The 23,202-nt window shown below is 72.1% G+C and carries 20 protein-coding genes, 1 other RNA gene and 1 pseudogene; 14 read left to right on the forward strand and 8 right to left on the reverse strand.

Features of this window, described 5'->3' with window-relative positions:
• Positions 1–52 precede the first annotated feature (52 nt).
• Positions 53–422, forward strand: a transfer-messenger RNA (tmRNA) gene (gene ssrA / locus AB0C38_RS37935).
• 1,074 nt (positions 423–1,496) lie between these two features.
• Positions 1,497–1,706 (forward strand): hypothetical protein, encoded by a 210-nt coding sequence (locus AB0C38_RS37940; protein WP_360682606.1) that lies wholly within the window; start codon positions 1,497–1,499, stop codon positions 1,704–1,706.
• Here the strand turns inward: AB0C38_RS37940 and AB0C38_RS37945 are convergent, their stop codons facing one another.
• From AB0C38_RS37945 to AB0C38_RS37955, 3 genes are all read right to left on the reverse strand, one after another.
• Positions 1,707–3,005 carry a GGDEF domain-containing protein gene (locus AB0C38_RS37945; protein WP_360682607.1) on the reverse strand — a complete coding sequence of 433 codons (1,299 nt, stop codon included), beginning with the start codon at positions 3,003–3,005 and terminating at the stop codon, positions 1,707–1,709. It lies immediately after the preceding gene.
• A gap of 79 nt (positions 3,006–3,084) precedes the next feature.
• Positions 3,085–4,302, reverse strand: a complete 1,218-nt coding sequence (locus AB0C38_RS37950; protein WP_360682608.1) for an MFS transporter — start codon at positions 4,300–4,302, stop codon at positions 3,085–3,087.
• 100 nt (positions 4,303–4,402) lie between these two features.
• The gene (locus AB0C38_RS37955) at positions 4,403–5,185 is read right to left on the reverse strand and encodes an IclR family transcriptional regulator (protein WP_360682609.1); all 783 of its coding nucleotides are present in this window, start codon (positions 5,183–5,185) and stop codon (positions 4,403–4,405) included.
• A 192-nt stretch (positions 5,186–5,377) separates the two neighbouring features.
• Between AB0C38_RS37955 and hutH the strand changes: the two genes are divergently transcribed.
• From hutH to AB0C38_RS37985, 6 genes are all read left to right on the forward strand, one after another.
• Positions 5,378–6,904: a histidine ammonia-lyase gene (gene hutH / locus AB0C38_RS37960; RefSeq protein ID WP_360682610.1), complete on the forward strand. Its 1,527-nt coding sequence runs from the start codon at positions 5,378–5,380 to the stop codon at positions 6,902–6,904.
• Positions 6,905–6,906: 2 nt separating this feature from the next.
• The gene (gene hutU / locus AB0C38_RS37965; protein WP_360682611.1) at positions 6,907–8,559 is read left to right on the forward strand and encodes a urocanate hydratase; all 1,653 of its coding nucleotides are present in this window, start codon (positions 6,907–6,909) and stop codon (positions 8,557–8,559) included.
• Positions 8,556–9,752 carry an allantoate amidohydrolase gene (locus AB0C38_RS37970; protein WP_360682612.1) on the forward strand — a complete coding sequence of 399 codons (1,197 nt, stop codon included), beginning with the start codon at positions 8,556–8,558 and terminating at the stop codon, positions 9,750–9,752. Before hutU ends, AB0C38_RS37970 begins: the two co-directional genes overlap by 4 nt.
• Positions 9,749–11,032, forward strand: a complete 1,284-nt coding sequence (locus tag AB0C38_RS37975) for a formimidoylglutamate deiminase (protein ID WP_360682613.1) — start codon at positions 9,749–9,751, stop codon at positions 11,030–11,032. The genes AB0C38_RS37970 and AB0C38_RS37975 overlap by 4 nt, the downstream gene beginning before the upstream one ends.
• Positions 11,020–12,165: an imidazolonepropionase gene (gene hutI / locus AB0C38_RS37980; protein WP_360682614.1), complete on the forward strand. Its 1,146-nt coding sequence runs from the start codon at positions 11,020–11,022 to the stop codon at positions 12,163–12,165. Before AB0C38_RS37975 ends, hutI begins: the two co-directional genes overlap by 13 nt.
• A 107-nt stretch (positions 12,166–12,272) precedes the next feature.
• Positions 12,273–13,430 (forward strand): NAD(P)/FAD-dependent oxidoreductase, encoded by a 1,158-nt coding sequence (locus tag AB0C38_RS37985; protein ID WP_360682615.1) that lies wholly within the window; start codon positions 12,273–12,275, stop codon positions 13,428–13,430.
• On the opposite strand, the gene AB0C38_RS37990 is transcribed toward AB0C38_RS37985, so the two are convergent.
• Both AB0C38_RS37990 and AB0C38_RS37995 read right to left on the reverse strand, forming a co-directional pair.
• Entirely contained in the window at positions 13,414–14,280 is an 867-nt protein-coding gene (locus tag AB0C38_RS37990) for a lipase (protein WP_360682616.1), read from the reverse strand. The two genes, AB0C38_RS37985 and AB0C38_RS37990, sit on opposite strands and share 17 nt — an antisense overlap.
• An 81-nt stretch (positions 14,281–14,361) precedes the next feature.
• Positions 14,362–15,780, reverse strand: coding sequence for an acyltransferase (locus AB0C38_RS37995; RefSeq protein WP_360682617.1), 1,419 nt, complete (start codon positions 15,778–15,780; stop codon positions 14,362–14,364).
• A 201-nt stretch (positions 15,781–15,981) separates the two neighbouring features.
• On the opposite strand from AB0C38_RS37995, the gene AB0C38_RS38000 reads away from it, so the two are divergent.
• Positions 15,982–17,109, forward strand: coding sequence for an inorganic phosphate transporter (locus AB0C38_RS38000; protein WP_360682618.1), 1,128 nt, complete (start codon positions 15,982–15,984; stop codon positions 17,107–17,109).
• 8 nt (positions 17,110–17,117) lie between these two features.
• Positions 17,118–17,339: a hypothetical protein gene (locus tag AB0C38_RS38005; protein ID WP_360682619.1), complete on the forward strand. Its 222-nt coding sequence runs from the start codon at positions 17,118–17,120 to the stop codon at positions 17,337–17,339.
• Here the strand turns inward: AB0C38_RS38005 and AB0C38_RS38010 are convergent.
• The gene (locus AB0C38_RS38010; protein ID WP_360682620.1) at positions 17,321–18,067 is read right to left on the reverse strand and encodes a hypothetical protein; all 747 of its coding nucleotides are present in this window, start codon (positions 18,065–18,067) and stop codon (positions 17,321–17,323) included. The two genes, AB0C38_RS38005 and AB0C38_RS38010, sit on opposite strands and share 19 nt — an antisense overlap.
• Positions 18,064–18,273, reverse strand: a complete 210-nt coding sequence (locus AB0C38_RS38015) for a hypothetical protein (RefSeq protein WP_086863938.1) — start codon at positions 18,271–18,273, stop codon at positions 18,064–18,066. The genes AB0C38_RS38010 and AB0C38_RS38015 overlap by 4 nt, the downstream gene beginning before the upstream one ends.
• Before the next feature lie 41 nt (positions 18,274–18,314).
• On the opposite strand from AB0C38_RS38015, the gene AB0C38_RS38020 reads away from it, so the two are divergent.
• From AB0C38_RS38020 to AB0C38_RS38030, 3 genes and pseudogenes are all read left to right on the forward strand, one after another.
• Positions 18,315–19,022, forward strand: coding sequence for a dienelactone hydrolase family protein (locus tag AB0C38_RS38020; protein WP_360682621.1), 708 nt, complete (start codon positions 18,315–18,317; stop codon positions 19,020–19,022).
• Positions 19,023–19,068: 46 nt separating this feature from the next.
• Positions 19,069–20,623: pseudogene (locus tag AB0C38_RS38025) on the forward strand (histidine kinase).
• Positions 20,620–21,294: a response regulator transcription factor gene (locus AB0C38_RS38030; protein ID WP_360682622.1), complete on the forward strand. Its 675-nt coding sequence runs from the start codon at positions 20,620–20,622 to the stop codon at positions 21,292–21,294. The pseudogene AB0C38_RS38025 and the gene AB0C38_RS38030 overlap by 4 nt, the downstream one beginning before the upstream one ends.
• Here the strand turns inward: AB0C38_RS38030 and AB0C38_RS38035 are convergent.
• A complete protein-coding gene (locus tag AB0C38_RS38035) occupies positions 21,239–22,387 on the reverse strand; it encodes an FAD-dependent monooxygenase (RefSeq protein WP_360682623.1) in 1,149 nt (382 codons plus the stop codon). The two genes, AB0C38_RS38030 and AB0C38_RS38035, sit on opposite strands and share 56 nt — an antisense overlap.
• Between AB0C38_RS38035 and AB0C38_RS38040 the strand changes: the two genes are divergently transcribed.
• Positions 22,328–22,978 (forward strand): TetR/AcrR family transcriptional regulator, encoded by a 651-nt coding sequence (locus AB0C38_RS38040; protein WP_360682624.1) that lies wholly within the window; start codon positions 22,328–22,330, stop codon positions 22,976–22,978. The genes AB0C38_RS38035 and AB0C38_RS38040 overlap by 60 nt on opposite strands.
• Positions 22,979–23,202 lie beyond the last annotated feature (224 nt).

Consider the following 23,202-nt stretch of genomic DNA (forward strand, 5'->3'; position numbering starts at 1 on the left):
GAGTAAAGAGATAGCGGGACGCGTTATGATGTACAGGTTATGTTCCCACCAAGGGGGTGAACGGTTTCGACTTTGGACGTTGATCCAGGGGAAGCGTGCCGGTGCAGGCGAGAGACCACCGTATAAGCGTCATCGCAACCAATTAAGCGCCGACTCCAGTCAGCGCGAGTACGCCCTCGCCGCCTGAGCGAGTGCGTCTCTGTCGGCCCGGGTTCGCCTCCGGCCCGGGTACCGGCATCAGCTAGGAGGCTCAGCGACTATCCCGGCCACGGGGAACAGTCGTGAAGCAAACAGTGGCTGGGCTCGTCACCTCAGCTCGTTCGCGTGACTGAGGGGGCCAAGTAGAGACGTAGCGGACTGCGCACGGAGAAGCCCTGTTGATACGCCAGAGGACCCGGGTTCAATTCCCGGCACCTCCACCTTCGAGAAGGCCTACGCCCCTTCGGGGCTGGGCCTTCTCTTCGGTTTCGCTCGTGTTCTCTGGGGGTCGAACCCCCAGACCCCCGCCAGGCGGGCTTCGCCCCCTGGACCCCCTCCCCGGGGGCTTCGCCCCGGGACCCCGCTTTTCGGGCTTCGCCCTCTCTCTCCGGGGCTTCGCCCCGGGACCCCGCTTTTCGGGCTTCGCCCTCTCTCTCCGGGGCTTCGCCCCGGGACCCCGCCTTGGGGCTTCGCCCCTTGCCCCCGTTCCCGGCTCCGGCTGGCGCCTCGCCACAGTCCGCGCCGCTGCCGCGCCGCTGCGCAGTCCGCGCCGCTGCGCTTGGCGCGCCCTCCGCAGGCGAGCGGACGTGCGTACTCGCACTGACGAGGACCCAGCCCCCCCGCACCCCGATCCGAAGCCAGAACACGGCCGGCGGTGCCGGGTCAAGGCACGCTTTCCCGCCTTGACGCGGTACTGCCGGCCGTAGTCACAATCAGGGCTTCGGGGTGCCGGAAGGCTACGAAACCCGCCAGGCAGGCGACCCGACTGTCCGGGCACGCGACCCGACTGTCCGGGCACGCGAACTGGCCGTTTGGGCCCGCGAGCCGATCGTTTGGCCCGCGAGTCGACTGTCTGGGCACGCGAGCCGACTGGCCGGGTACTCGACCCGACCGTTTGGGTACGCGAGCCGGCTGTCTGGGTACGCGAGCCGGCTGTCTGGGTACGCGAGCCGGCTGTCTGGGTACGCGAGCCGACCCTCTGGGTACGCGAGCCGACCGTCTGAGCACGCGACCCGGCCGCCCACCCTCGTCGCGCCACCCCCGCATGCCCCCGGCCCCAGCACTGGATACCTCCCTGCCCCCGCTCGCCCCCGAACCCCGTCTAACCCCGGGTCAACTGTGCGTCGACCTGCTACTCCTTCCCCTTCGCCCACTCGGGCGGGTGGCCTCTCCGACAACCCCACTCCGGGTGTTTAGGGGCTTGTGATGGGGCCCACTTGTGGGTGAAATTTTTGTGAGTGTCATGCTGGACACCCGACCATGGCTCTGCACCCGCGGGGTCGGAAGTAGGTGGCCAGATGACCTGGGCCCGTTCCAACGGCAGCTCGACCGCCAACGATGAAGACAGCCGGATGGGGGTTATCCGGGCCGAGGAGGCCGTTCGGCTTGCCGAACAGAACGATCGGGCCGTCATCACCGTGGCCGGGCACTCCTCGAACGTCGGGGAATGTGCCGAGCTGCTCGCCATGCTCGGGCTTGATGTCGCGCGGCGGCAGAGGGCCATCTGATCACACCAGGTCCGCTACGTGGACCACCTTGTTCCGACCCGTGGCCTTTGCGTGGTACAGCGCCGTATCCGCCGCGTCCAGCAGGCGCTGCAGTGAGGTCCCGGCGGTCGGGTAGACAGCCATGCCGATCGAGGTCGACAGACCCGTGATCGACAGCTGCCCCACCGGGACCTGCAGGGCGGTGATCGCCCGGCGGATGCGCTCCGCCACCGCTCCGATGTCCGAGTGGGCGATGCCCGGCAGCAGGACCATGAACTCTTCGCCGCCGAAGCGCCCTACCGCGTCTCCGCGGCCGCGGACCGCCGCGATGATCGCCTCCGCCACCGCTCGCAACACCGCGTCACCCGCGAGGTGGCCGTACGTGTCGTTGACCTGCTTGAAGTGGTCCAGGTCCAGCATCAGCAAGCCGAACGTCGAGTCCTGACGCGCGGCCGCCGCCAGGGTTCGCTCCGCCAGCGCGTGCCAGCCGCTCGTGTTGTAGAGGCCCGTCTTCTCGTCGCGGTGGGCCGCCACCTCCAGCTGCTTCACCAGCACCGTCCGGTGCAACAGCAGCAACGGCGGGAGCACCAGCACCACCAGGCCCGGCAACATCGCCAGGGCCACGGCGTTCAGCGCGCCCAGGCAGAGCGTCGCCACCTCCAGGCCGTTGTCCGACCACGTGCCGAACAGCGCCTCCGGCGTCCGGCCGATCTCGCGGCGGGCCGGGAGCACCAGCAGGGCGTTGACCACGAAGAACGTCGCTCCCGCGGCCGCGATCGCGAACGTTCCGGCCCAGCCGGCGGAGAAAGCCGCGCGGACGTCTTCCGAACCCGAAACCCGCAGCACCGCCTGGGCCGCGTAGCACGACAGCAGGATGATGGCCGCGTTGCTGATCGTCCTCGACACCGGCACCCGCTGCAGGCGGTACCAGCTGCGGGCCGCCAGGTGCGCGTACAGGCCGCCGACCAGCACCGCCAGCAGCGGCGGCGGCAGCAGCAGGACGCCGGCGAACGTCCACACCGACGTCATGTTGATGTGCGGGGTCCCCGACACCCGGCGGCGGATGCGCTCCACCCGGCGGCCCGTCTCCGACTGGACCACGCCCAGGACCAGCAGCACCACGAGGATCAGCAGCGTCCGGCGGTCGACGGCGACCGGGAACGGGCGCAGCGTCAGGACCACCGCCACCACCTCGCTCAGCAGGCAGTAGACGATCACCCGCGGACCCTGGCGCCACAGCGCCCAGCGCCGTGGTGCCACGAGCACGTCACGAAAACGCGGTACGCCGCGCGGGGTCCCGGCACCGGTCTGCATACTCATGGTGTCCGGCCGGTGACGGAGCCGGTCCGGCCCGAGGAGCCGAAGGGAGGCGCGCCATGTGCGGACGCGACAACTGAGGTCATGGTTCCTCCAGCCCGACCCGGCGCCACGCCCTCGCGATCGGCACGGCCACCGCGGCACCCGCCGCCCCGGCCACGGCGATGGTGTGCGCCGGGCTCAGCACGTCGGCCAGCGCGCCCGCCGCGGCCGCGCCGACGCCCTGCACGGTGATCAGCCCCGCCGAGTTCACGCCGGCGCACTGCGCGCGGTGCTCGTCCGGCACCCGCCGCATGAACGACACCGTGCCCTGGATGTTGTAGCCCGTGGCCAGCAGCCCGGACACCGCCAGCAACACCACCGACAGCACCAGCCCCGGCCGGCAGACGAACACCACCAGCGGCAGCCCGGCCGCGATCCCCAGCCATCCGAGCACGCGGACCTGCACGCGCTCCGGGACCCACTTGCCGAACACGACGCCGCCGAGCACGCTGCCCGCCGGGTCCGCGGCCATGAGCAGCCCCACCAGCGCCGCGCCCGCGCCGATCCCGGCCGCGTACGGCGCAGCGAGCGCCTCCGGTACGACGTAGAACCCGGCCAGCCAGTTCAGCGCCACCAGCGTCCGCAACGCCGGGTCGCGCCAGATCAGCCGGATCCCCGCGGAAGTCGTCGACAGCCAGGCCGGCCGGACCGCCTGCGCGACCGCCGCACGTCGTCGGACGCCCGTGACCAGGAAGATCGCCGAGAGCACGAAGGTCACCGCGTCCAGAGCCAGGGCCGCGGACGGCGCGAGCGCGGCGATCAGCAGCCCGCCGCCGGCGAACCCGGCCAGCTGCGCGGCCTGGATCGTCACGTTCCGCAGGGCCATCCCGACCAGGTACCGCTCGCCTTCGAGCACCGAGGGCAGCAGCGCCTGCTGCGCCGCCTTGAACGGCCCGCCCAGCGCCGTCATCACCGCGACCAGCACGCACAGCACCCACAGCGGGACGCCGGGGATCGCGATGACGCCGACCAGCGCGGCGCGGGCCACGTCGGCCACGACCATCACGTCGCGGCGCGGCCACCGGTCGCCCGCGCCGGCCAGGAGGATCCCGCCGAGCAGCGAGGGGACGTACGTCAGGGCGTAGGTGAGGCCGGTCAGGGCGGCCGAGTTGGTGCGCTGGTAGACGAGCACCGCGAGCGCGACCCGGGCGAGCTGGTCGCCGCAGATGGACAGCAGCTCGGCGACCCACATCGCGCGGAACTCGGCGACGGCCAGGACCGCGCCGAACCCCACCTTCGTCGACCGTGCGTCATCCATCGCCGGCGCCCCTCAAGACCGCTCTTCAGCCGCCACGGTAATAACCCAGCGGAGTGGAATCGAGCCGTTCGGTGACAGTTGCCCCGATCGCACCAGCGGGTCAGCCCGGGTGGCCGCCGATCCGGGTGGTCAGCTCGGCCGCCGTGGCCGCTACCTCGGCCGCCAGCTCCGGCCAGGTCTCCGCGCACGGGTCGGCCGTGCAGTGGTGGCGCAAGGTCACGCTGATCGCGGCCAGCGGGCGGGCGCCGTGGTCGAAGACCGGGGCCGCCACCGACGCGAACCCCTCGGTCACGTGGCCGTCCTCGACCGACCAGCCGAGCCGGCGCTCCGCCGTCAACGTCCGGCGCAGCTCGGCGAGGGCGCGCGGACCGCGGCCGGTGCGGAGCACGAACGCCGACGCCGACGGGAACAGCGCCCGGACGTGCGGTGCCGGCAGGTGCCGCAGGATCGCCCGGCCGGACGCCGTCAGCTGGGCCGGCAGCCGGACGCCGACCTCGGTCACCAGCGTCTCCGGCCGGGCCGGGCGTTCCTTGATCAGGTACAGCGACTCGTTGCCGTGCAGCACGCCCAGGTGCGCGGTGTGGCCGGCGCGGTCGACGAGCTTGCGCAGCAACGGCCCGGCCAGGCGCTCGAGGGGGTCGTGGCGCAGGTACGCCGAACCCAGCTCGAAGGCCGCGATGCCCAGGCCGTACCGGCGTTCCGCGGGCAGGTGCACGACGAACCCGGCCGCCTCGAGCTCGCTGAGCAGGTGATAGGTCGTCGAGCGGGGGAGCCCGGCCTCCCGCGCGATCGCCGACGCGGTCACCGGGCCCGGGCGCGTCGCCAGCAGGCGCAGCACCGCCAGCCCGCGGCGCAGCGCCGGAACCTCGCTGCTGTCACCCACCGCTCACCTCCTCAAGCGCCCCAAGGCGGCCTTGGTTGCGTTCAACGCACCGAAGGCCGCCTTGGGTGCGTCTGACGCACCGAAGGCCACATTGGGGCGCTCGGGGCCAGGCTAACCCGCGTGTCTGGGATTCCAGACGGAACCACTCTGTGGGACGTCCCACCAGCGGGAAAGACCCTGTCCAATGGGCCCATGCCGGAAAAAGTGCTCCTGGGCCCGGAACCCCTGACCGCCGCCCAGGTCGTCGACGTCGTCCGCGGCCACGCGCCGGTCGGGCTCACGGACGCGGCCGAGAAGAACCTCGCCGCCACCCGCCAGCACATCGAGAACCTCGCCCACGCGGTCACGCCCACCTACGGCGTCTCGACCGGCTTCGGCGCGCTCGCCACCCGTCACATCCCCGTCGAGAGCCGGACCGCGCTGCAGCGCAGCCTGATCCGCTCGCACGCCGCCGGGGCCGGGCCGGCCGTCGAGACGGAGGTCGTCCGCGGGCTCATGCTGCTGCGGCTCCGGACGCTCGCCAGCGGCTACACCGGTGTCCGCCCGGGCACCGCGCAAACGCTTGCGGCCCTGCTCAACGCGGGTATCACCCCGATCGTCCACGAGTACGGCTCGCTCGGCTGCTCCGGCGACCTCGCGCCTCTGGCCGCCGTCGCGCTCGCCATGATGGGCGAAGGCGAAGTCGTCCACAACGGCGTCACCAAACCAGCAGAAGAAGCGCTGAAGCACGCCGGCATCGAGCCGGTCGTCCTCGCCGAGAAGGAGGGCCTCGCCCTCACCAACGGCACCGACGGCATGCTCGGCATGCTCCTGCTCGCCGCCGCCGACCTGCACCGGCTCTTCGACATCGCCGACCTCACCGCCGCGATGAGCGTCGAGGCGCTGCTGGGCACCGATCGCGCGTTCGCCGCGGACCTCCAGGCCCTGCGCCCGCACCCCGGTCAGGCGACTTCCGCGGCGAGGATGTGGAAAGCGCTGCAGGGCTCGAAGATCGTCGAGAGCCACCGCGGCCCGGACTGCAACCGCGTCCAGGACGCCTACTCGCTGCGCTGCACCCCGCAGGTCCACGGCGCCGCGCGTGACAGCCTGACGCACGCCGAGCTCGTCGGCGGCCGCGAACTGATGTCCGCTGTGGACAATCCCGTCGTCCTCGCCGACGGCCGCGTCGAGTCCAACGGCAACTTCCACGGCGCGCCCGTCGCGTACGTGCTCGACTTCCTGGCCATCCCGGTCGCCGACGTCGCCAGCATCGCCGAGCGCCGCACCGACCGGATGCTCGACAAGGCGCGCTCGCACGGCCTGCCGCCGTTCCTCGCCCACGACCCCGGCGTCGACTCCGGCCACATGATCGCGCAGTACACGCAGGCCGCGATCGTCAGCGAGCTCAAGCGGCTCGCCGTCCCCGCGTCGGTCGACTCCATCCCGAGCAGTGCGATGCAGGAGGACCACGTCTCGATGGGCTGGTCGGCCGCGCGGAAGCTGCGCAAGGCCGTCGACGGCTTGACGACCGTGCTCGCCATCGAGCTGCTGACGGCGGCCCGGGCGCTGGACTTCCGCGCGCCGCTGGAGCCGTCGCCGGTCACCGGCGCCGTCCGCGACCTGCTCCGCACGAAGGTCGCGGGCCCCGGCCCCGACCGGCACCTGGCGCCCGAGATCGCGGCCGCCGAAGAACTCGTCCGCTCCGGCGCCGTCCTCGACGCCGCCCGTCTGGAGGTCTGAGAATGTCCCGCGTAGTCCGTGCCGCCCGCGGCACCCAGCTGACCGCGAAGTCGTGGCAGACCGAAGCCGCGCTCCGGATGTTCCACAACAACCTCGACCCCGACGTCGCCGAGCGGCCCGAGGACCTGGTCGTCTACGGCGGCACCGGCAAGGCCGCCCGAAACTGGGCCAGCTTCGACGCGATCACCCGTGAACTGACCACTTTGGACATCGACGAGACGCTGCTCGTCCAGTCCGGCAAGCCGGTCGGCGTGTTCCGCACGCACGAGTGGGCGCCGCGCGTGCTCATCGCCAACTCGAACCTGGTCGGCGACTGGGCCACCTGGCCGGAGTTCCGGCGTCTGGAACAGCAGGGCCTCACGATGTACGGCCAGATGACGGCCGGCTCGTGGATCTACATCGGCACCCAGGGCATCCTCCAGGGCACGTACGAGACGTTCGCCGCGGTCGCGAAGAAGAAGTTCGGCGGATCCCTTCGCGGGACGCTCACCGTGACCGCCGGCCTCGGCGGCATGGGTGGCGCGCAGCCGCTCGCGGTGACCATGAACGACGGCGTCGCGCTGGTCATCGAGTGCGACCCGCAGCGCGCGCACCGCCGCGTCGAGACGCGTTACCTCGACGAGGTGGCCGACGACCTCGACGACGCGATCGCCCGCGTCACCAAGGCGAAGCGGGAGAAGCGACCGCTGTCGGTCGGTGTCGTCGGCAACGCCGCCGAGGTGCTGCCGGAGCTGCTGCGCCGCGACGTCGAGGTCGACATCGTCACCGACCAGACGTCCGCGCACGACCCGCTTTCGTACCTGCCGAAGGGCATCAGCGTCGACGACTGGCACGACTACGCGGCCAAGAAGCCCGACGAGTTCACCGACCGTTCGCGCGAGTCGATGGCCGACCACGTCGACGCCATGCTCGGCTTCCTCGACAAGGGCGCCGAGGTCTTCGACTACGGCAACTCCCTGCGCGGCGAGGCGAAGCTCGGCGGCTGCGAGCGCGCGTTCGACTTCCCCGGGTTCGTGCCCGCCTACATCCGTCCGCTGTTCTGCGAGGGCAACGGCCCGTTCCGCTGGGCCGCGCTGTCGGGCGACCCCGAGGACATCGCCGCGACCGACCGCGCGATGCTGGAACTGTTCCCGGAGAACGAATCCCTCGCGCGCTGGATCAAGCTGGCCGGCGAGCGCGTGGCGTTCCAGGGACTTCCGGCGCGCATCTGCTGGCTCGGCTACGGCGAACGCCACCTGGCCGGCCTGCGGTTCAACGAGATGGTCGCCAGCGGCGAGCTCAAGGCCCCGGTCGTCATCGGTCGCGACCACCTCGACTCCGGCAGCGTCGCCTCGCCGTACCGCGAGACCGAGGGCATGGCCGACGGCTCGGACGCGATCGCCGACTGGCCGTTGCTGAACGCGCTGGTCAACACGTCGTCCGGCGCGAGCTGGGTGTCGATCCACCACGGCGGCGGCGTCGGCATGGGCCGCTCGATCCACGCCGGGCAGGTCAGCGTCGCCGACGGGACGCCGCTGGCCGCGCAGAAGCTGGAGCGCGTCCTCACCAACGACCCGGGAATGGGCGTCATCCGGCACGTCGATGCGGGTTACGATCGCGCGGCCGACGTCGCCGACCAGCGGGGCGTGCGCGTGCCGATGCGGGAGGATGCATGACCGCTTCTGGTTTTCTGGCCGAGATCGACGACGTCGGGCGCGACCCGAAGCGTGGCGGCTACTCCCGCCACGCGTTCGACGCGCCGGAGCAGGACCTGCGCGCGTGGTTCATCGAGCGCGCGCTGGGGCTCGAGCTGGACGTCGAGACCGACCGCAACGGCAACATCTGGGCCTGGTGGGGGCCGCCGGGACGCAACGCCGTCGTCACCGGCAGCCACCTCGACTCGGTGCCGGGTGGCGGCGCGTTCGACGGCCCGCTCGGCGTCGCCAGCGCATTGGCTGCTGTGGAAACCTTGCGAGCCAAGGGCTTCCGGCCGCGCAAGCCGCTGGCCGTGGTGGTCTTCGCCGAGGAGGAGGGCGGCCGGTTCGGCGTCCCGTGCCTCGGCTCGCGGCTGCTCACCGGCACCATCGACGCGGACAAGGCGCGCGGCCTGCGGGACGCCGACGGCGTGACGTTCGCCGAGGCGGCCGCGAAGGCCGGCTTCGACCCGGCGCGGATCGGGCCGGACACCGAGCGGCTCGACCGGATCGGCCGGTTCCTCGAGCTGCACGTCGAGCAAGGTCGCGGGCTGATCGACCTCGGCTCACCGGTGGCCGTCGGCAGCACGGTGATCGCGCACGGGCGGTGGCGTTTCTCCTTCTCGGGACAGGGGAACCACGCCGGCGCGACGCTGCTGGCCGACCGCGCGGACCCGATGCTGCCGGCCGCCGCGACCGTCACCGCTGTCCGGCGGCTGGCTTCGGGTGTGCCGGACGCGCGGGCGACCGTCGGCCGGCTCGTGCCGACCCCGGGCGGGACCAACGTCATCGCGTCCACAGTGGACCTCTGGCTCGACGCACGGGTGCCCGGTCAGGCCACGCCGGGTCTGGTCGCCGAGATCAGCCGGGCCGCGTCGGACGCGGCGAAGGAGGAGGGCTGCGAGGTGACGGTGACGCGCGAGTCGTACTCCGGCGACGTCATGTTCGACGACGCGTTGCGCCGGGACTTGGGCGGCTGGCTCGGCGCCCCGCCGGAGCTGCCGACCGGCGCCGGCCACGACGCGGCGATCCTCGCCGGGTTCGTCCCGGCGGCGATGCTCTACGTGCGCAACCCGACCGGGATCAGCCACTCGCCGGAGGAGTTCGCCGAGGCCGCGGACGTCGAGGCCGGCGTGGTCGCGTTGGCGGCGGCGCTGGAGCAGCTGGCGCGATGACTTACTGGTGCGAGCAGGCGTGGCTGCCCGGCGGCATCGCCCGCGGAGTGCGGATCGACGTGTCGGACGGGCAGATCACCGCTGTCGTGCCGGACTCGCCGCGGACCGGAAGCGTCCTGAGTGGACTGACGGTGCCCGGGTTCGCGAACGGCCACTCGCACGCGTTCCACCGGGCGCTGCGCGGGCGGACGCACCACGAGCGCGGCACGTTCTGGACGTGGCGCGAGCGGATGTACGCCCTCGCGTCGCGGCTCGATCCCGAGTCGTACTACCGGCTGGCGCGCGGGGTTTACGCCGAGATGGTCCTGGGCGGGTACACGAGCGTCGGGGAGTTCCATTACCTGCACCACGCGCCCGGCGGGAAGCCGTACACCGACCCGAACGCGATGGGGGAGGCCCTGCGCCAGGCCGCGGCGGACGCCGGGATCCGCCTGACCCTCCTGGACACCTGCTATCTGGCGGGCGGCATCGGCGTCGAGCCGGACGAGGTCCAGCGCCGGTTTTCCGACGGCTCGGCTTCGGCTTGGGCGGCGCGGGTGGCGGAGGTGAAGGAAGCCGGCCTGTTCCGGGTCGGCGCCGCGATCCACTCCGTGCGCGCGGTCCCGGCGGACCAGCTGTCGCTTGTGGACAGTGCGCGGGTGGTGCACGTGCACCTGTCCGAGCAGCGGGCCGAGAACGAACAGTGCCTGGCCGCCTACGGCCGCACGCCCACCGAGCTGCTGCACGAACGCGGGGTGCTGACCGACCGGCTGGTCGCCGTGCACGCCACCCATCTGACCGCGTCGGACATCGAGCGGCTGAGCGTCGCGCGGGCGTGCTTCTGCCCGACCACCGAACGCGACCTCGGCGACGGCATCGGCCCGGCTCGCGCGCTGCGGGACGCGGGTTGCCGGTTGAGCATCGGCAGTGACTCCAACGCCGTCATCGACGCCTTCGAGGAGACGCGCGCGCTGGAGCTGGACGACCGCCTGGCCAGCGAGGAACGCGGCCGGTTCACCGCCGAGGAGCTCCTGGCCGCGGGGACCGACCACGCCGCCGTCGGCTGGCCCGAGGTCGGCTCGCTCTCCGTGGGCCGGGGCGCGGACTTCGTCACGGTCGGCCTGGACTCGGTGCGGACGGCCGGGATCGAGCCGTCCGGGGTCCTGTTCGCAGCGTCCAGTGCCGATGTCCGGCACGTCGTCGTCGCGGGCCGCGAGGTCGTGCGCGACGGTGCCCACCAGCTCATCGAACGTCCGGAAACCTTGCTGGCGAAGGAGATCGAGGCATTGTGGCAGTCCTGATCACGGGGATCGGCGAGCTGACGACGAACGATCCCGAGCTGGGCCGCCTGGCCGACGCGGCCCTGGTGCTCGACGGCACCGAGGTGGCGTGGGTGGGTCCGGCGGCGAGCGCGCCGGACGCCGACGAGCGGGTCGACGTCGAAGGCCGCGCGGTGCTGCCCGGCTGGGTCGACAGTCACACGCACCTCGTCTTCGCCGGCGACCGCACCGCCGAGTTCGAGGCCCGGATGGCTGGGAAGCCTTACACGGCAGGCGGAATCGCGATCACGGTCGGCGCGACGCGGGAGGCGTCCGACGAGCAGCTGGCGGCGAACCTGCGTCGCCACGTCGATGAAGCGGCTCGGCAGGGGACGACGTGTCTGGAGACCAAGACGGGCTACGGGCTCACGGTCGCCGACGAAGCGCGAAGTGCCAGGATCGCCGGGGAGGTGGCCGACGAGGTCACGTTCCTCGGTGCACACCTGGTGCCGCCGGGCGCCGACGCCGAGTCCTATGTGGACCTGGTGTGCGGAGAAATGCTCGACGCCGTCGCGGGAAGCGTGCGCTGGGCGGACGTCTTCTGCGAGACCGGCGCGTTCGACGAGGCGCAGTCGTCGCGGGTCCTGAAGGCCGCCGCCGAGCGTGGGCTCGGCCTGCGCGTGCACGGCAACCAGCTCGGCGAAGGCCCGGGCGTGCGGCTGGCGGTGGAACTCGGCGCGGCGAGCGTCGACCACTGCACGTACCTTTCGGACGCCGACGTCGAGGCGTTGGCCGCTTCGGACACGGTCGCGACTTTGCTGCCTGCGTGCGATTTGTCGACCCGCCAGTCCCTCGCCCCGGCGCGGCGGCTGCTCGACGCGGGCGCGACGGTCGCGCTGGCCAGCAACGCCAACCCGGGCAGCTCGTACACGACGTCGATGGCGTTCTGCGTCGCGACGGCGGTGCTGCAGATGCGCATGACGATCGAGGAAGCGGTCTGGTCGGCCACGGCGGGCGGCGCGAAGGCGTTGCGCCGCGACGACGTGGGTGTGCTGCGCCCCGGCGCCCGGGCGGACGTCCACGTGCTCGACGCACCGTCGGTGACGCACCTGGCGTACCGCCCGGGGGTACCACTCACGAAAATGGTGTGGCGCGCCGGGGATCGCGTGCGCTAACGTCGGACACGAGGACGCGCGAAGACACAGTCCGGTATGGGTTAGTCCGGGCAGCGCCGAACAGCTCACCTGTGCGTCCCTTCCTCATCCGTGACGAAGGGACAGCTGTGTCTGTGATCATCGTGGGCGCCGGTCTGGGTGGCCTGTGTCTCGCCCAAGGCCTGCGGCAAGCCGGAATCCCTTGCCGGGTCTATGAACGCGACCCCGCGCCGGAGTTCCGGAAGCAGGGTTACCGCCTGCACATCGACGGCGCCGGCGACACGGCGTTGCGCGAGGTCCTGCGGCCCGAACTGCACGAACTCTTCCGTGCCACCGCGGGCCGGGCGCTGCCGCACACCAACGTCTACGACGAGCGGCTGCGGCTGCTTACGCGCTTGGAAGACGAGGGCACCCACCTCAACATCAACCGCTTCACCCTGCGGCAGATCCTGCTGTACGGCCAGGAAGTTCGCTACGGCAAGCGATTCACGCACCACGAAACCGATGATGACGGCGTGACGGCGCATTTCGCCGACGGGACTTCCGCGCGCGGCAGCCTGCTGGTCGGCGCGGACGGCGTCAACTCCCCGGTGCGGCGGCAGTACCTGCCGCACGCCGAGGTCGTCGACGCCGGGCTCGTGCACCTCTACGGCCGGATCCCGCTCACCCCGGACACCCGGCGGCTGTTCGACCCGGAGATGTTCGCGATCTTCTCGATGGCCGTCTCTCCGGAGCGGACGATGGCCGGGTTCGCACCGGTCGACTACCCGGAACCGGTCGCGAGCGCGGTGGCCCGGCTGGTGCCGGGCATCGAACTGCGCGACCACGACCCCTACATGACCTGCGCGGTCGGCGCGCGACGTGAGGTCCTCGGCCGGACCGACGACGAACTGGCCGCGTTGTCCCCGGGTGACCTGCAGAAACTGGCCCTGGGCCTAGTCGATGGCTGGCACCCGCGGGTCCGCGCGTTCGTCGAGCACTGGGACGTCGCGGCGACGTTCCCGCAGCCGATCCGCACGAGCTTGCCGATCGCGCCGTGGGAACCGTCGCGGGTGACGCTCGTCGGCGACGCGATCCACGCGATGAGCCCGGCCGGCGGCGCCGGCGCCAACACCGCGTTGCGCGACGGTGCGGCGCTGGCGTCCGCGCTGGCCGGGGCTCCGCTGCTCGAAGCCGTGGCGGCTTACGAGTCCGCGATGGTGGAGTACGGGTTCGCCGCCGTGCGGGAGTCCGCCGAGAACGGGCGCCGGTACCTCGGGCAGAACCCGCTCACAGCGGGAGCGTGAACGGCGTGCACTTCGGCGTGTAGGACGAATCCAGCGCGTGCAGGATCAGGCCGGTGACGTTCGGGTCGATCGCCTGGCTCAGGTGGCCCGAAGCGTCCGACGCGCAGAAGTCCTGCAGCACGATGTCCGTCGCGCCCGGCTCGTTCAGGATGCCGCTCGTGTAGGGCGTGACGACCTCGTCGTACTTGCTCACGATGCTCGTGTACGCCGGGCCGGCGACGTGCACGCCGCCGCGGGCGAGGTCGTCCAGGAACGCCGACGGCGCCAGGTACTCCTTACAGGAGCCGCACGCCGTCTTCAGGACCAGGCCCAGCCCGGGCACCGACGTCAGCAGCGCCTTCGCCAGCTTGTCGAGGCCGCCGAGCGTGGTGCCGCGGTAGTTGGCGCCGAAGCCGACGAAGTGGGCGACCTTCGCCGCGCCGCCGCCGTACTTCAGGTAGTACGCGGGCATCGTGCTGCCCTCGGAGTGGCCGACGATGTCGGCCTTCGCCGCGCCGGTCGTGGACCGCACCCGGTCGACGAACCGGCCGAGCTGCGCGGCGCTGTCGCGCATCGACGCGAGCCCGCCGACGCCCGGGCCGAGGAGGCCGGTGCCGTAGGTCAGCGAGAAGACGCAGTAGCCCTGGGCGGCGATCTTCGGCGCGTGGAAGAACCAGTTGACGGTGTCGTTCGCACCGAGGCCGTGCACGAGCACGACGGGTTCCGGGTGCGCGGCCGTCGGACGGCAGCCCCAGTCGTTCCAGCCGCTGCTCGGCGCCGCTTGCGCGACCGCCGGCGCGACCGCGCCGAAGGTGAGCGCCGCGGCGAGCACGGTCAGGATCCGCTTGACACCGCCGTTGGTGACCCGCATTCCGTTGCCTCCAGTTACCCGTCAGTACGTGACGCAGATCATGATGGGTCACAGAAGGCCGGAGGCGACCTGGGAAAACGCTCAGAGTTGACCGCTGTTCATTGTGATGGGTGACAACGACGGCTTGCGAGCACCCGCGACGATCCCAGCCACCACCACCAGGCCGCAGAGCCACGCGAACCAGTCGCCGAAGCGCGCGTAAAGGGTCTTGCCCGGCCCGATCGGGACGTCGGCGACCACCACCGTGAACGGGCGGCCGCCGGTGTGGGCGTCGGCCAGCACGTGGCCTCGGGCGTCCGCGAGCATCGGGGTGCCGCGGGTCGCGCTCCACGCCACCGAGAAGCCGTTCTCGACGCCGCGGATCAGCGCCGTGCGGCTGTGCACCCAGCCGTCGACGTCCTCGTCGGACGCCGGGATGAGCATCAGGCCCGTGCCGGCTTCGCCGTACTCCCCGCTCGGGTCGGCGAAGTTGACGTCCATGCACACCATGAGCCCGATCCCGGCGAGGTGGGCGAGCTCGGTGCCGGACGCGATGTTCTTCGAATCCCCGTTGTGCCACTTGTGGAATTCGACCGGCGCGCCGGACGGCGGAATGGCGAGAGCGGCGTTGAACCGGCCTTCCGGAGTCGTGTCGAGGACACCGGTGACGACGTCGAGGTTCCGCGTACGAGCCACCTCCGCGAAGGCCTCGACGAGCCGGGGACGGCTGGCCTGGTCCACCGCGAAGGCGGCTTCGGGGAGTACGACGGCCTGGACGCCGTCCGGCAGCCGGCCGATCTGGTCCACATAGGACCGGACGAGCGCCTGGCCGTCCGGGGTCGCGACGTCGACCGCCCACTGGCTCTGCCCCGGCGCGACCAGGGCGATCCGCGTCGACGGCCCGGTGGCCGGCGGAACGCTCCAGAACGCGAGGCCGCCCACTGCGGCGGCGACGACGACCAGCCCGGTCAGTCGCGGGACGCCGCGGACCCCCGGGGCGAACGCCGCGGCGACGGCGGTCGGCACGAACAACACCAGGAACTCCACGCCCCAGCCGCCGGCGACCGCGGCGAGCCGCAGCACGGACGGCCGGTCGGCCTGGGTCGTCATCAGGGTGCCCATGAGCCCGGTCGGGTTGAGCAGGGAAACGCCGTAGAGCGCGGCGGTCCACAACGCGGGAGCGGCGAGCGCGGCCAGAAAACCGTGGTCGCGCCGGACCAGCAGCCGGAACAGCCCGGTGGACAACGCGAACAGCAGCGCGCTGCCGCCGAGGATCCCGATCGCCGCGGGGCGCGGGACCGCCAGCGAGTGCCAGAAGTAGCTCCAGGTGCCGGTGCTGCCCGCGAGGTAGGCGACGAACGCGCAGCCGAGCGCGGCCGCGCCGGGGACGCGGGGCGCCAGCAGCAGGATCGGCAGCGGTGCGAGCCAAGCGAGTTCGGGCACCGGGTCCAGGCCCGTGCCGAAGAAGAACAACGCCGCCGACGCCACCGTCGCGACGACCGCCCACCCGAGCTTGTTCATCGCTGCCCCTTTCGTCCGGCATCGACCGTCGCAGGCGAAGCGGGCGAAGGCACTGGGCTGGACCACCCGGTCCGTGGTGGGGCTGTCCCCACCCTGGTTCATCCAGAGTTCAGGGAGCCGTCACACGACAGGGATCGGAGCGCGTCTTGTTGATCAGTAGCGTTGCTAAGGAACCGCCTCCGGCATCGGAAGAGGGCCGCCATGGACTTCTCGCTCATCGTGCTGGTGGTGATCGTCGCGGCCCTGGCCTTCGACTTCACCAACGGCTTCCACGACACGGCCAACGCGATGGCCACCTCGATCGCCACCGGCGCCCTGAAACCGCGGGTCGCGGTCGCCGTGTCCGCCGTGCTGAACCTCGTCGGCGCGTTCCTCTCGGTGGAGGTCGCGAAGACGATCTCCGGCGGCATCGTCGACGACACCAAGGTGACGCCGGTGATCATCTTCGCCGGCCTGGTCGGGGCGATCGTGTGGAACCTGGTGACCTGGCTGATCGGGCTGCCGTCGAGCTCCTCGCACGCGCTGTTCGGCGGGCTGATCGGCGCCACCTGGATCGCCTCGGGCTCGGACGCCGTCCACTTCGGCAAGGTCGTCGAGAAGGTCCTCATCCCGGCGCTCGCCTCGCCGATCGTCGCCGGGATCGTCGCGACGCTGGGTACCTTCCTCGTCTACCGGATCACCGCCCGCGCGAAGCAGGACACGGTGGGCCGCACCTTCAAGGCCGGCCAGATCGCCTCGGCCTCGCTGGTGTCGCTCGCGCACGGCACGAACGACGCGCAGAAGACCATGGGGGTCATCACGCTGACGCTGATCGCGTCCGGCTCGCTCGCGCCGAACTCGGGCCCGCCGCTCTGGGTGATCCTGACCGCCGGCACCGCGATCGCGCTCGGCACCTACCTCGGCGGCTGGCGGATCATCCAGACGATGGGCAAGAAGCTCACCGAAATCCAGACGCCGCAGGGCTTCGCGGCCGAGACGAGCGCCGCGGCGGTCATCCTCACCTCGGCGCACCTCGGGTTCGCGCTGTCGACCACGCACGTCTGCTCGGGCGGCATCATCGGTTCCGGCCTGGGCCGCAAGCTCGCCGAGGTCCGCTGGGGCGTCGCGGGCAAGATGGTCGTCGCCTGGGCGCTGACGCTGCCCGCCGCCGCGATCGTCGGCGCGGTCGCCGCCGAGGTGTCGACGCTCGGCACCTGGGGCACCGTGCTGATCGGCCTCGCCGGGGTCGTCATCGCGGTGGGCATCTACCTCGCGTCGCGCCGGAACCCGATCAACGCCGACTCCGTCACCGAGCCCGAGCCGGCTGTGCAGCAGCCCGCCAACGTCTGAGGAGCGCCGTGAACATCGACTGGGGTGCCCTCGGCATCGTCTTCGTCATCGCCCTCGGCTCGGTCGTCGTGCTGACCAGCCTGTTCTCCTTCGGAGTGGTCGGGCTCTCCCAGCGCGACTCGGCCCGCGAGTCGGGCGCTTCAGGCACCGGACCGCTGGCCGGCGCCATCATCTGCTTCACCTTGTGCGCGGCGATCGTCGCCTACGGGATCTACCTGATCGTCGCCTGAGCGCGTTCCCGGAGTCCGTCCGGGAGCCCGCCGAGCATGGGCTCGAGCGTCTCGCGGCGGGCGTCGCCCAGGTGGTTCAGCAGGTCGAGCGCCGGGGTCCACAGGTCTTCGTCGGCCCCGGCGGCGGTGAGCAGCCGGCCGAGCCGGTGGGCCGGGAGCAGGCCGACGACGTGGTCGATGCGGTTCTTGTCGTCGAGCACGAACGCGATCCGCAGCAGGCCGGGGTCGTCGATCTGCTCGAGCGCGCGCCGGACGGTCGGGTCCGGCAGGTGCCCGACGAACCGGCCCAGGGTGATCCAGTCCTCGCGCCGCGCCAGTTCGTCCGCGACGGCGAGGACGGTTTCCAGGGGGATGCGCGAGATGATCGCGCTCGCCCGCCGCGGGTCGAGGTCCGCCGCGACCTCGGACAGGAACCGGGGGCTCAGCCGTTTCGCGACGTCGACACCGCGGGAGACGTCGACCACCCCGGCGATCCGGGCGCACAGCAGCGGCCCGAACACCTTCTCGGCGATCTTCGCCAGCACCGCGCCGGGCAGCAGCCGCGCGGCGAGCGCCATCCGCTGCAGCACCGCGATGTTCGCGTCGAACAGCGTGTCGGTGACCTGCTCGCGGAACGCCTTCAGATCGTCGGCGTCCACGCGGGCGAGGTACTGCAGCCGCTCCGGCTCGACGCCGAGAACGCGCGCCAGCTTGAGGATCTCGGCCTCGGCCTCGTGGTTTTCCGTCACAGCCCGACCGCCTTCCGGACCGCTCCGCGCAGCAGCGCGGGGACGTATCGGAGGCCCTCTTCGCCCGCTTCCGCGAGCGCTTTCGCCTGCCGCCTGCGCGCGTCGCGCAGCGCATCGGCGAGGTCCTGCCGCTCGTGCTCTTCGAGGGCCTCGATGCCTTCGGGGAGGTAGCCGCCCAACTGCTCGGCGAGTGTGCGCTCGGCCATGGTGGATCATGATGCATGACGGCCCGCGCTACCGTGCGGATATGAGCATCGAGACGTCCACCGTCCGTGTCGGCGAACTCTCCGCGTACCTGGCCCGCCCGGCTGGTGGGTCCGAGTCCGGGATGCTGCTCCTGCCGATGATCACCGGCATCGGCGAGCAGGTCCGCGCCTGGGCCGACGAGCTGGCCGGCCGCGGGATCACCGCGTTGGCCTGGGACGTCTTCCACGGCGCGAGCACCGACAACACCTCCCGCGAGGACCTCGGCGCGAAGCTGGGCGAGCTGCGCGACGAGACCGCGCTCGCCGAGCAGACGGCGTTGCTCGGCCACCTGCTCGACGACCTCGGCTGCACGTCGGCCGGGGTCATCGGCTGGTGCCTCGGCGGCCGGTTCGCGCTCCTGCTCGCCGCCCGTGACCAGCGGCTTTCCGGCGTCGTCGCGTACCACCCGACGGTCCGTGACCCGGCGCCGCCGAACCACGACCTCGACACGGTCGCTTTGTCGACACAGATCACCGCGCCGGTGCTCGTCGCCTACCCGGAGGCCGACACCGTCGTCTCGCACGAGACGTTCGCCCGGCTGCAGACGGCGTTGCAGTCCCGGCCGCGCGGCGCCACGTTCACCCAGCACTTCCCGGGCGCCGAACACGGCTTCAGCGACTCTTCGCGGCACAGCACCACCGTCAATGCCGATGCTTACCGGCTGTCCTGGCCGCAGACCCTGGCGTTCGTGGACACGCTGAAGGGTTGACTTTCGGCAGTGGTCCGCCGCCGGCACGCCTTGTAGCTTCGAACCTGTGCGGGAGGTGACGAAGCGCAGGTGGCGGGTGGTGCTCGACGTCGCCCTCGCGCTGTTCCTGGCGTTCACCGTCGTCGCGGGCACCACCGAGTCCCGGTCGTACTGGGAGCTGGCCGCCGGCCTCGTCGTGGTGGCCGGTTCGGTCGCGACGGCCCGGCGGTACCCCGTCGTCTCGCTCGGCATCGCGCTGGCCGGAGCGCTGGCGGTGCCGTTCCCCATACGGCGACCACGTGGCCGTCTGGGTGGTGTTCGTGCTGGTCGCGATGAGCTACCAGGCCGGGCTGCGGATGCCGCGCGCCCGCCCCGGGATCCTGATCGGGGTGGCCGTCGCGGTGCTGGGGCTCCCGCTCGCGCTCGCCTTCGGTACGGACGGCCTGGGCGACTGGGCCGCGATGGTGGCGATCCAGGTGTTCGCCGGGCTCTCGCCGTGGCTGCTCGGCCGGTACGTCCGGGTGCGCGGCGAGCTGGCCCGCACCGGCTGGCGGCGGGCCGAGGAGATGGAGAGCAGGCAACGGCTGATCGCCGACCAGGCGCGGCTGCGCGAACGCGCGCGGATCGCCAGCGACATGCACGACTCGCTGGGCCACGAGCTGAGCCTGATCGCGGTGCGCGCCGCCGCGCTGGAGGTCGCCGGCGGCTTGGACGACGCCCAGCGGGGCGCGGCCGGTCAGCTGCGGACCAGCGCCGCGGCCGCGACCGAACGGCTGCGCGAGATCATCGGTGTGCTGCGCGAGGACGCCGCGCCGGTCGAGCCGGTGCAGGGGGACCTCGGCGACCTGATCGCGGGCGCCCGCGCGTCGGGACTGCTCATCGATTCCACAGTGGACAGTTCGCTCGCGCCGCCGATGGTCGCCCGCGCGGCCTACCGCGTGGTGCAGGAATCCCTGACGAACGTGGCGAAGCACGCGCCCGGCGCCGCGGTGACCGTGCGCGTGACGAGTACCGGCTCGCAGACCTCGGTGAGCGTCGTGAACGCGCCGCGCCCGGCCGGGCCACTGCCGGGGACCGCTTCCGGGCACATCGGGCTGATCGGCCTGCGCGAGCGTGTCCGCCTCGTCGGCGGGACGCTTCGGGCGGAGCCGCACGAGGGCGGGTTCGCCGTCACCGCGACGCTTCCGCACGACGCCGACCCGGGCGAAGAGACCCTGGAGACCGCCGGCGACTCGACGTCGGCCCGGGCGCTGGAGGTGGCCCGGCGCGACGTCCGGCGGAGCCTGCTCCTCGCGGTCGCCCTCCCGCTGGCGCTGTTCGGGCTGGTCCTCGCGATCGCCGGGATCACGTTCCTCTACCAGTGGAACACCTCGGAGCTGCCCGCCGCGGCCTACGACGGCATGCGAGTCGGGCAGTCGCGCGCCGATCTGGCGCCGCGGCTGCCGGAACGCCAGCGCGTCGCACGCCCCACGCGCGGGGAGCCGTCGCCGCTGCCCGGTGCCGTGTGCGAGTACTACGGCACCGGACGAACGTGGCTCGACGACAACTACGCCGCTTACCGGCTCTGCTTCGCCGATGGGAAGCTGGTCGCGAAGGACTGGTTCGCCGAGGAGGAAAAGTGATCAGGGTCGTGCTGGCCGACGACGAGGCGATGATGCGGGCGGGGGTGGCGGCGATCCTCGGTGCGGACGCGCGCATCGAGGTCGTCGCCGAGGCCGGCGACGGGCGTTCGGCCGTGGCGCAGGCGCTCGCGACGCACCCGGACGTCGTGCTGCTGGACATCCGGATGCCCGGGCTGGACGGGCTGGGCGCGGCCGCGGAGATCCGGCGGCTGCTGCCCTCGACCGGCGTCATCATGCTGACCACGTTCGGCGAGGACGAGTACATCGAGCGCGCACTGGGGCTCGGCGCGGGCGGGTTCCTGTTGAAGTCGGGCGACCCGCGCGAGCTGCTGGCCGGCATCCACGCCGTCGCCGACGGCGCTGCGTTCCTCTCGCCGAAGGTGGCGCAGCGGGTGATCGCGCGGCTGTCGGGCGGCCGGCTTTCCCGGGCCGCGGCGGCGCGTTCGAAGGTCGAGGCGCTGACCCCGCGCGAGCGGGAAGTGCTGACGCTGGTGGGGTCCGGACTGTCCAATGCGGACATCGCGGCGAAGATGTTCGTCGTCGAGGGCACGGTGAAGGCGCACGTGAGCACGATCCTGACCCGGCTCGGGGCGAAGAACCGGGTGCAGGCGGCGATCACGGCGTACGAGGCGGGGCTGGTCGGGGGAGACGCGGAGGCCGCCACCCCGTGATCTCCTTGCCCACCCGGACGGTCACCTGCGCCGGGAGGGCCTTCAGCAGCGCGGTGCGGACCTTGAGCGCGACCGGGTTGGTCAGCTGCGGGCCGAGCTTGCCCATCCGGACCGACTCGCGGGCCACTTTCTGGCTACGGGGCCGCCGTTCCCGGTCGTAGCGCTCCAGTGCGGCTTCCGTGGTGTCCTCTGTGGACACGGCGTTGGCGAGCACCACGGCGTCTTCGAGGGCCTGGCAGCCGCCTTGGCCGAGGAAGGGCGGCATCGCGTGGGCGGCGTCGCCGAGCAGCGCGATCCGGCCGCGGACGTACGTCTTCAGCGGCGTGCCCAGGTAGTCGAGGTCGTGGTAGAGCACGGCTTCCGGTGGGGTGGCGTCGATGAGCGCCGGGATCGGGTCGTGCCAGTCCGCGAAGTGCCGCTGCAGGTACTTCTTGGGGTCGTCCGGCCGGTTCCCGGGTTCGGTGACGTAGGAGACCCACCAGTAGACGTCGTCGCCGGTCAGCGGGAGGACGCCGATCTCGGTGCCGCGGTCGAAGCTGGTGCTGAGCCGGGCGCCGGGGTACTTCGTGACGCCGCGGAACGCCGTGCTGCCGCCGAAGACCGGCTCGGGGTGGTGCGGGAAGAGCGCGTGGCGGATCGGGCTGCGGATGCCGTCGGCGGCGACGACGAGGTCGGCTTGGAGCTCTCCGCCGGTGAAGCGGACTAGCCCGTCTTCGCGGACTTCGGTGACTTCGGCGCCGGTCTTCAGGCTCTCGGCCGGGACGGCGTCCCGCAGCGCGGCGATGAGGTCGCGCCGGTGGATGGCGCCGAGCGGCCGGCCGTGGATGCGTTCGAAGGCGGCGGTGTCGTAGCGCGTGACCCGCCGGCCGCGCCGGTCCCGGAAGCCGCCTTCGTGCTGGGCGGCGAGGTGTTCGCCGAGGTCGATGCCGAGTTCGTCCAGGCAGCGCAAGGCGTTCGGCCAGAGCGAGATCCCGGCGCCGACGTCGCCGAACTCGTCGGCTCGTTCGAGCACGGTGACCGTCCAGCCGACCCGGTGCAGCCCCGCGGCCGCCCCCAGCCCGCCGATGCCGCCGCCGACCACTATCGCGTGCATGACGCCTCCTCTACATCTGTAGAGGACTCTACACCTGTAGAGTGCGGGCTCGTGGACCGGCTTTCGGTGATCGGTGACGCGGCGATCGAAGTGATCGCGGCGGAGGGCATGCGCGGGCTGACCCATCGGGCGGTCGACCGTTTCGCGGGGTTGCCAGTGGGCTCGACGTCGTACTACGCGCGCACGCGGGCGGCGCTGCTGGAGCTGACGATGGCGCGGATGGTCGCGCTGGACCAGGTCTCGCCGCGGCCCGGCGGGCTGGCGGAGTCGATCGCGGGCTTCGCGTTCGAGGCGATCACGTCCGGACGGACGCGGATGCTGGCCCGGTACGAGTTCGCCCTGGAGGCGACCCGGCGGCCGGAGCTGCGCGCGGTCTACGACGAGGGCGGCCTGCTGATCCGCCGCCTCGCGGTGGAAGCCCTGACGGCGGCGGGCTCGACGGCCCCACAGCGGCACGCGACGCTGGTGGTGAACTGGATGGAGGGAACGATCTTCGACTCACTGGCCGGGACGGGCTCCCTCGCGCCGCCGACCTTCGAAGCGTTGGTCGACAGCGCTCGGGAGTTGCTGGCCGGGATCGGCGTGGGCTGAGCCCGGTTGTCCACAGCCCTGGTGGGATGGGGACAACCGGGCTCCGGCCACGGTCGCCTGGGGGTTTCCGTTGGGCGGCTTGGATACGCTGGAAGCGGGGGCAGCCCCCAGGGAGGTCGGGCCGTTGTGGTCGGGCCGTTGTGGTCGGGCCGTTGTGGTCGGGCCGTTGTGGTCGGGCCGTTGTGGTCGGGCCGTTGTGGTCGGGCCGTTGTGGTCGGGCCGTT

The organism is Amycolatopsis sp. NPDC048633 (assembly GCF_040650695.1).
Classification (GTDB): domain Bacteria; phylum Actinomycetota; class Actinomycetes; order Mycobacteriales; family Pseudonocardiaceae; genus Amycolatopsis.

Bases quoted from the DNA above. Each gene is read 5' to 3' on its own strand.
- AB0C38_RS37940 (WP_360682606.1), top strand. From the start codon at position 1,497: ATGACCTGGGCCCGTTCCAACGGCAGCTCGACCGCCAACGATGAAGAC.
- AB0C38_RS37945 (WP_360682607.1), bottom strand. From the start codon at position 3,005: ATGAGTATGCAGACCGGTGCCGGGACCCCGCGCGGCGTACCGCGTTTT.
- AB0C38_RS37950 (WP_360682608.1), bottom strand. From the start codon at position 4,302: ATGGATGACGCACGGTCGACGAAGGTGGGGTTCGGCGCGGTCCTGGCC.
- hutH (WP_360682610.1), top strand. From the start codon at position 5,378: ATGCCGGAAAAAGTGCTCCTGGGCCCGGAACCCCTGACCGCCGCCCAG.
- hutU (WP_360682611.1), top strand. From the start codon at position 6,907: ATGTCCCGCGTAGTCCGTGCCGCCCGCGGCACCCAGCTGACCGCGAAG.
- AB0C38_RS37970 (WP_360682612.1), top strand. From the start codon at position 8,556: ATGACCGCTTCTGGTTTTCTGGCCGAGATCGACGACGTCGGGCGCGAC.
- AB0C38_RS37975 (WP_360682613.1), top strand. From the start codon at position 9,749: ATGACTTACTGGTGCGAGCAGGCGTGGCTGCCCGGCGGCATCGCCCGC.
- AB0C38_RS37990 (WP_360682616.1), bottom strand. From the start codon at position 14,280: ATGCGGGTCACCAACGGCGGTGTCAAGCGGATCCTGACCGTGCTCGCC.
- AB0C38_RS37995 (WP_360682617.1), bottom strand. From the start codon at position 15,780: ATGAACAAGCTCGGGTGGGCGGTCGTCGCGACGGTGGCGTCGGCGGCG.
- AB0C38_RS38000 (WP_360682618.1), top strand. From the start codon at position 15,982: ATGGACTTCTCGCTCATCGTGCTGGTGGTGATCGTCGCGGCCCTGGCC.
- AB0C38_RS38015 (WP_086863938.1), bottom strand. From the start codon at position 18,273: ATGGCCGAGCGCACACTCGCCGAGCAGTTGGGCGGCTACCTCCCCGAA.
- AB0C38_RS38020 (WP_360682621.1), top strand. From the start codon at position 18,315: ATGAGCATCGAGACGTCCACCGTCCGTGTCGGCGAACTCTCCGCGTAC.
- AB0C38_RS38035 (WP_360682623.1), bottom strand. From the start codon at position 22,387: ATGCACGCGATAGTGGTCGGCGGCGGCATCGGCGGGCTGGGGGCGGCC.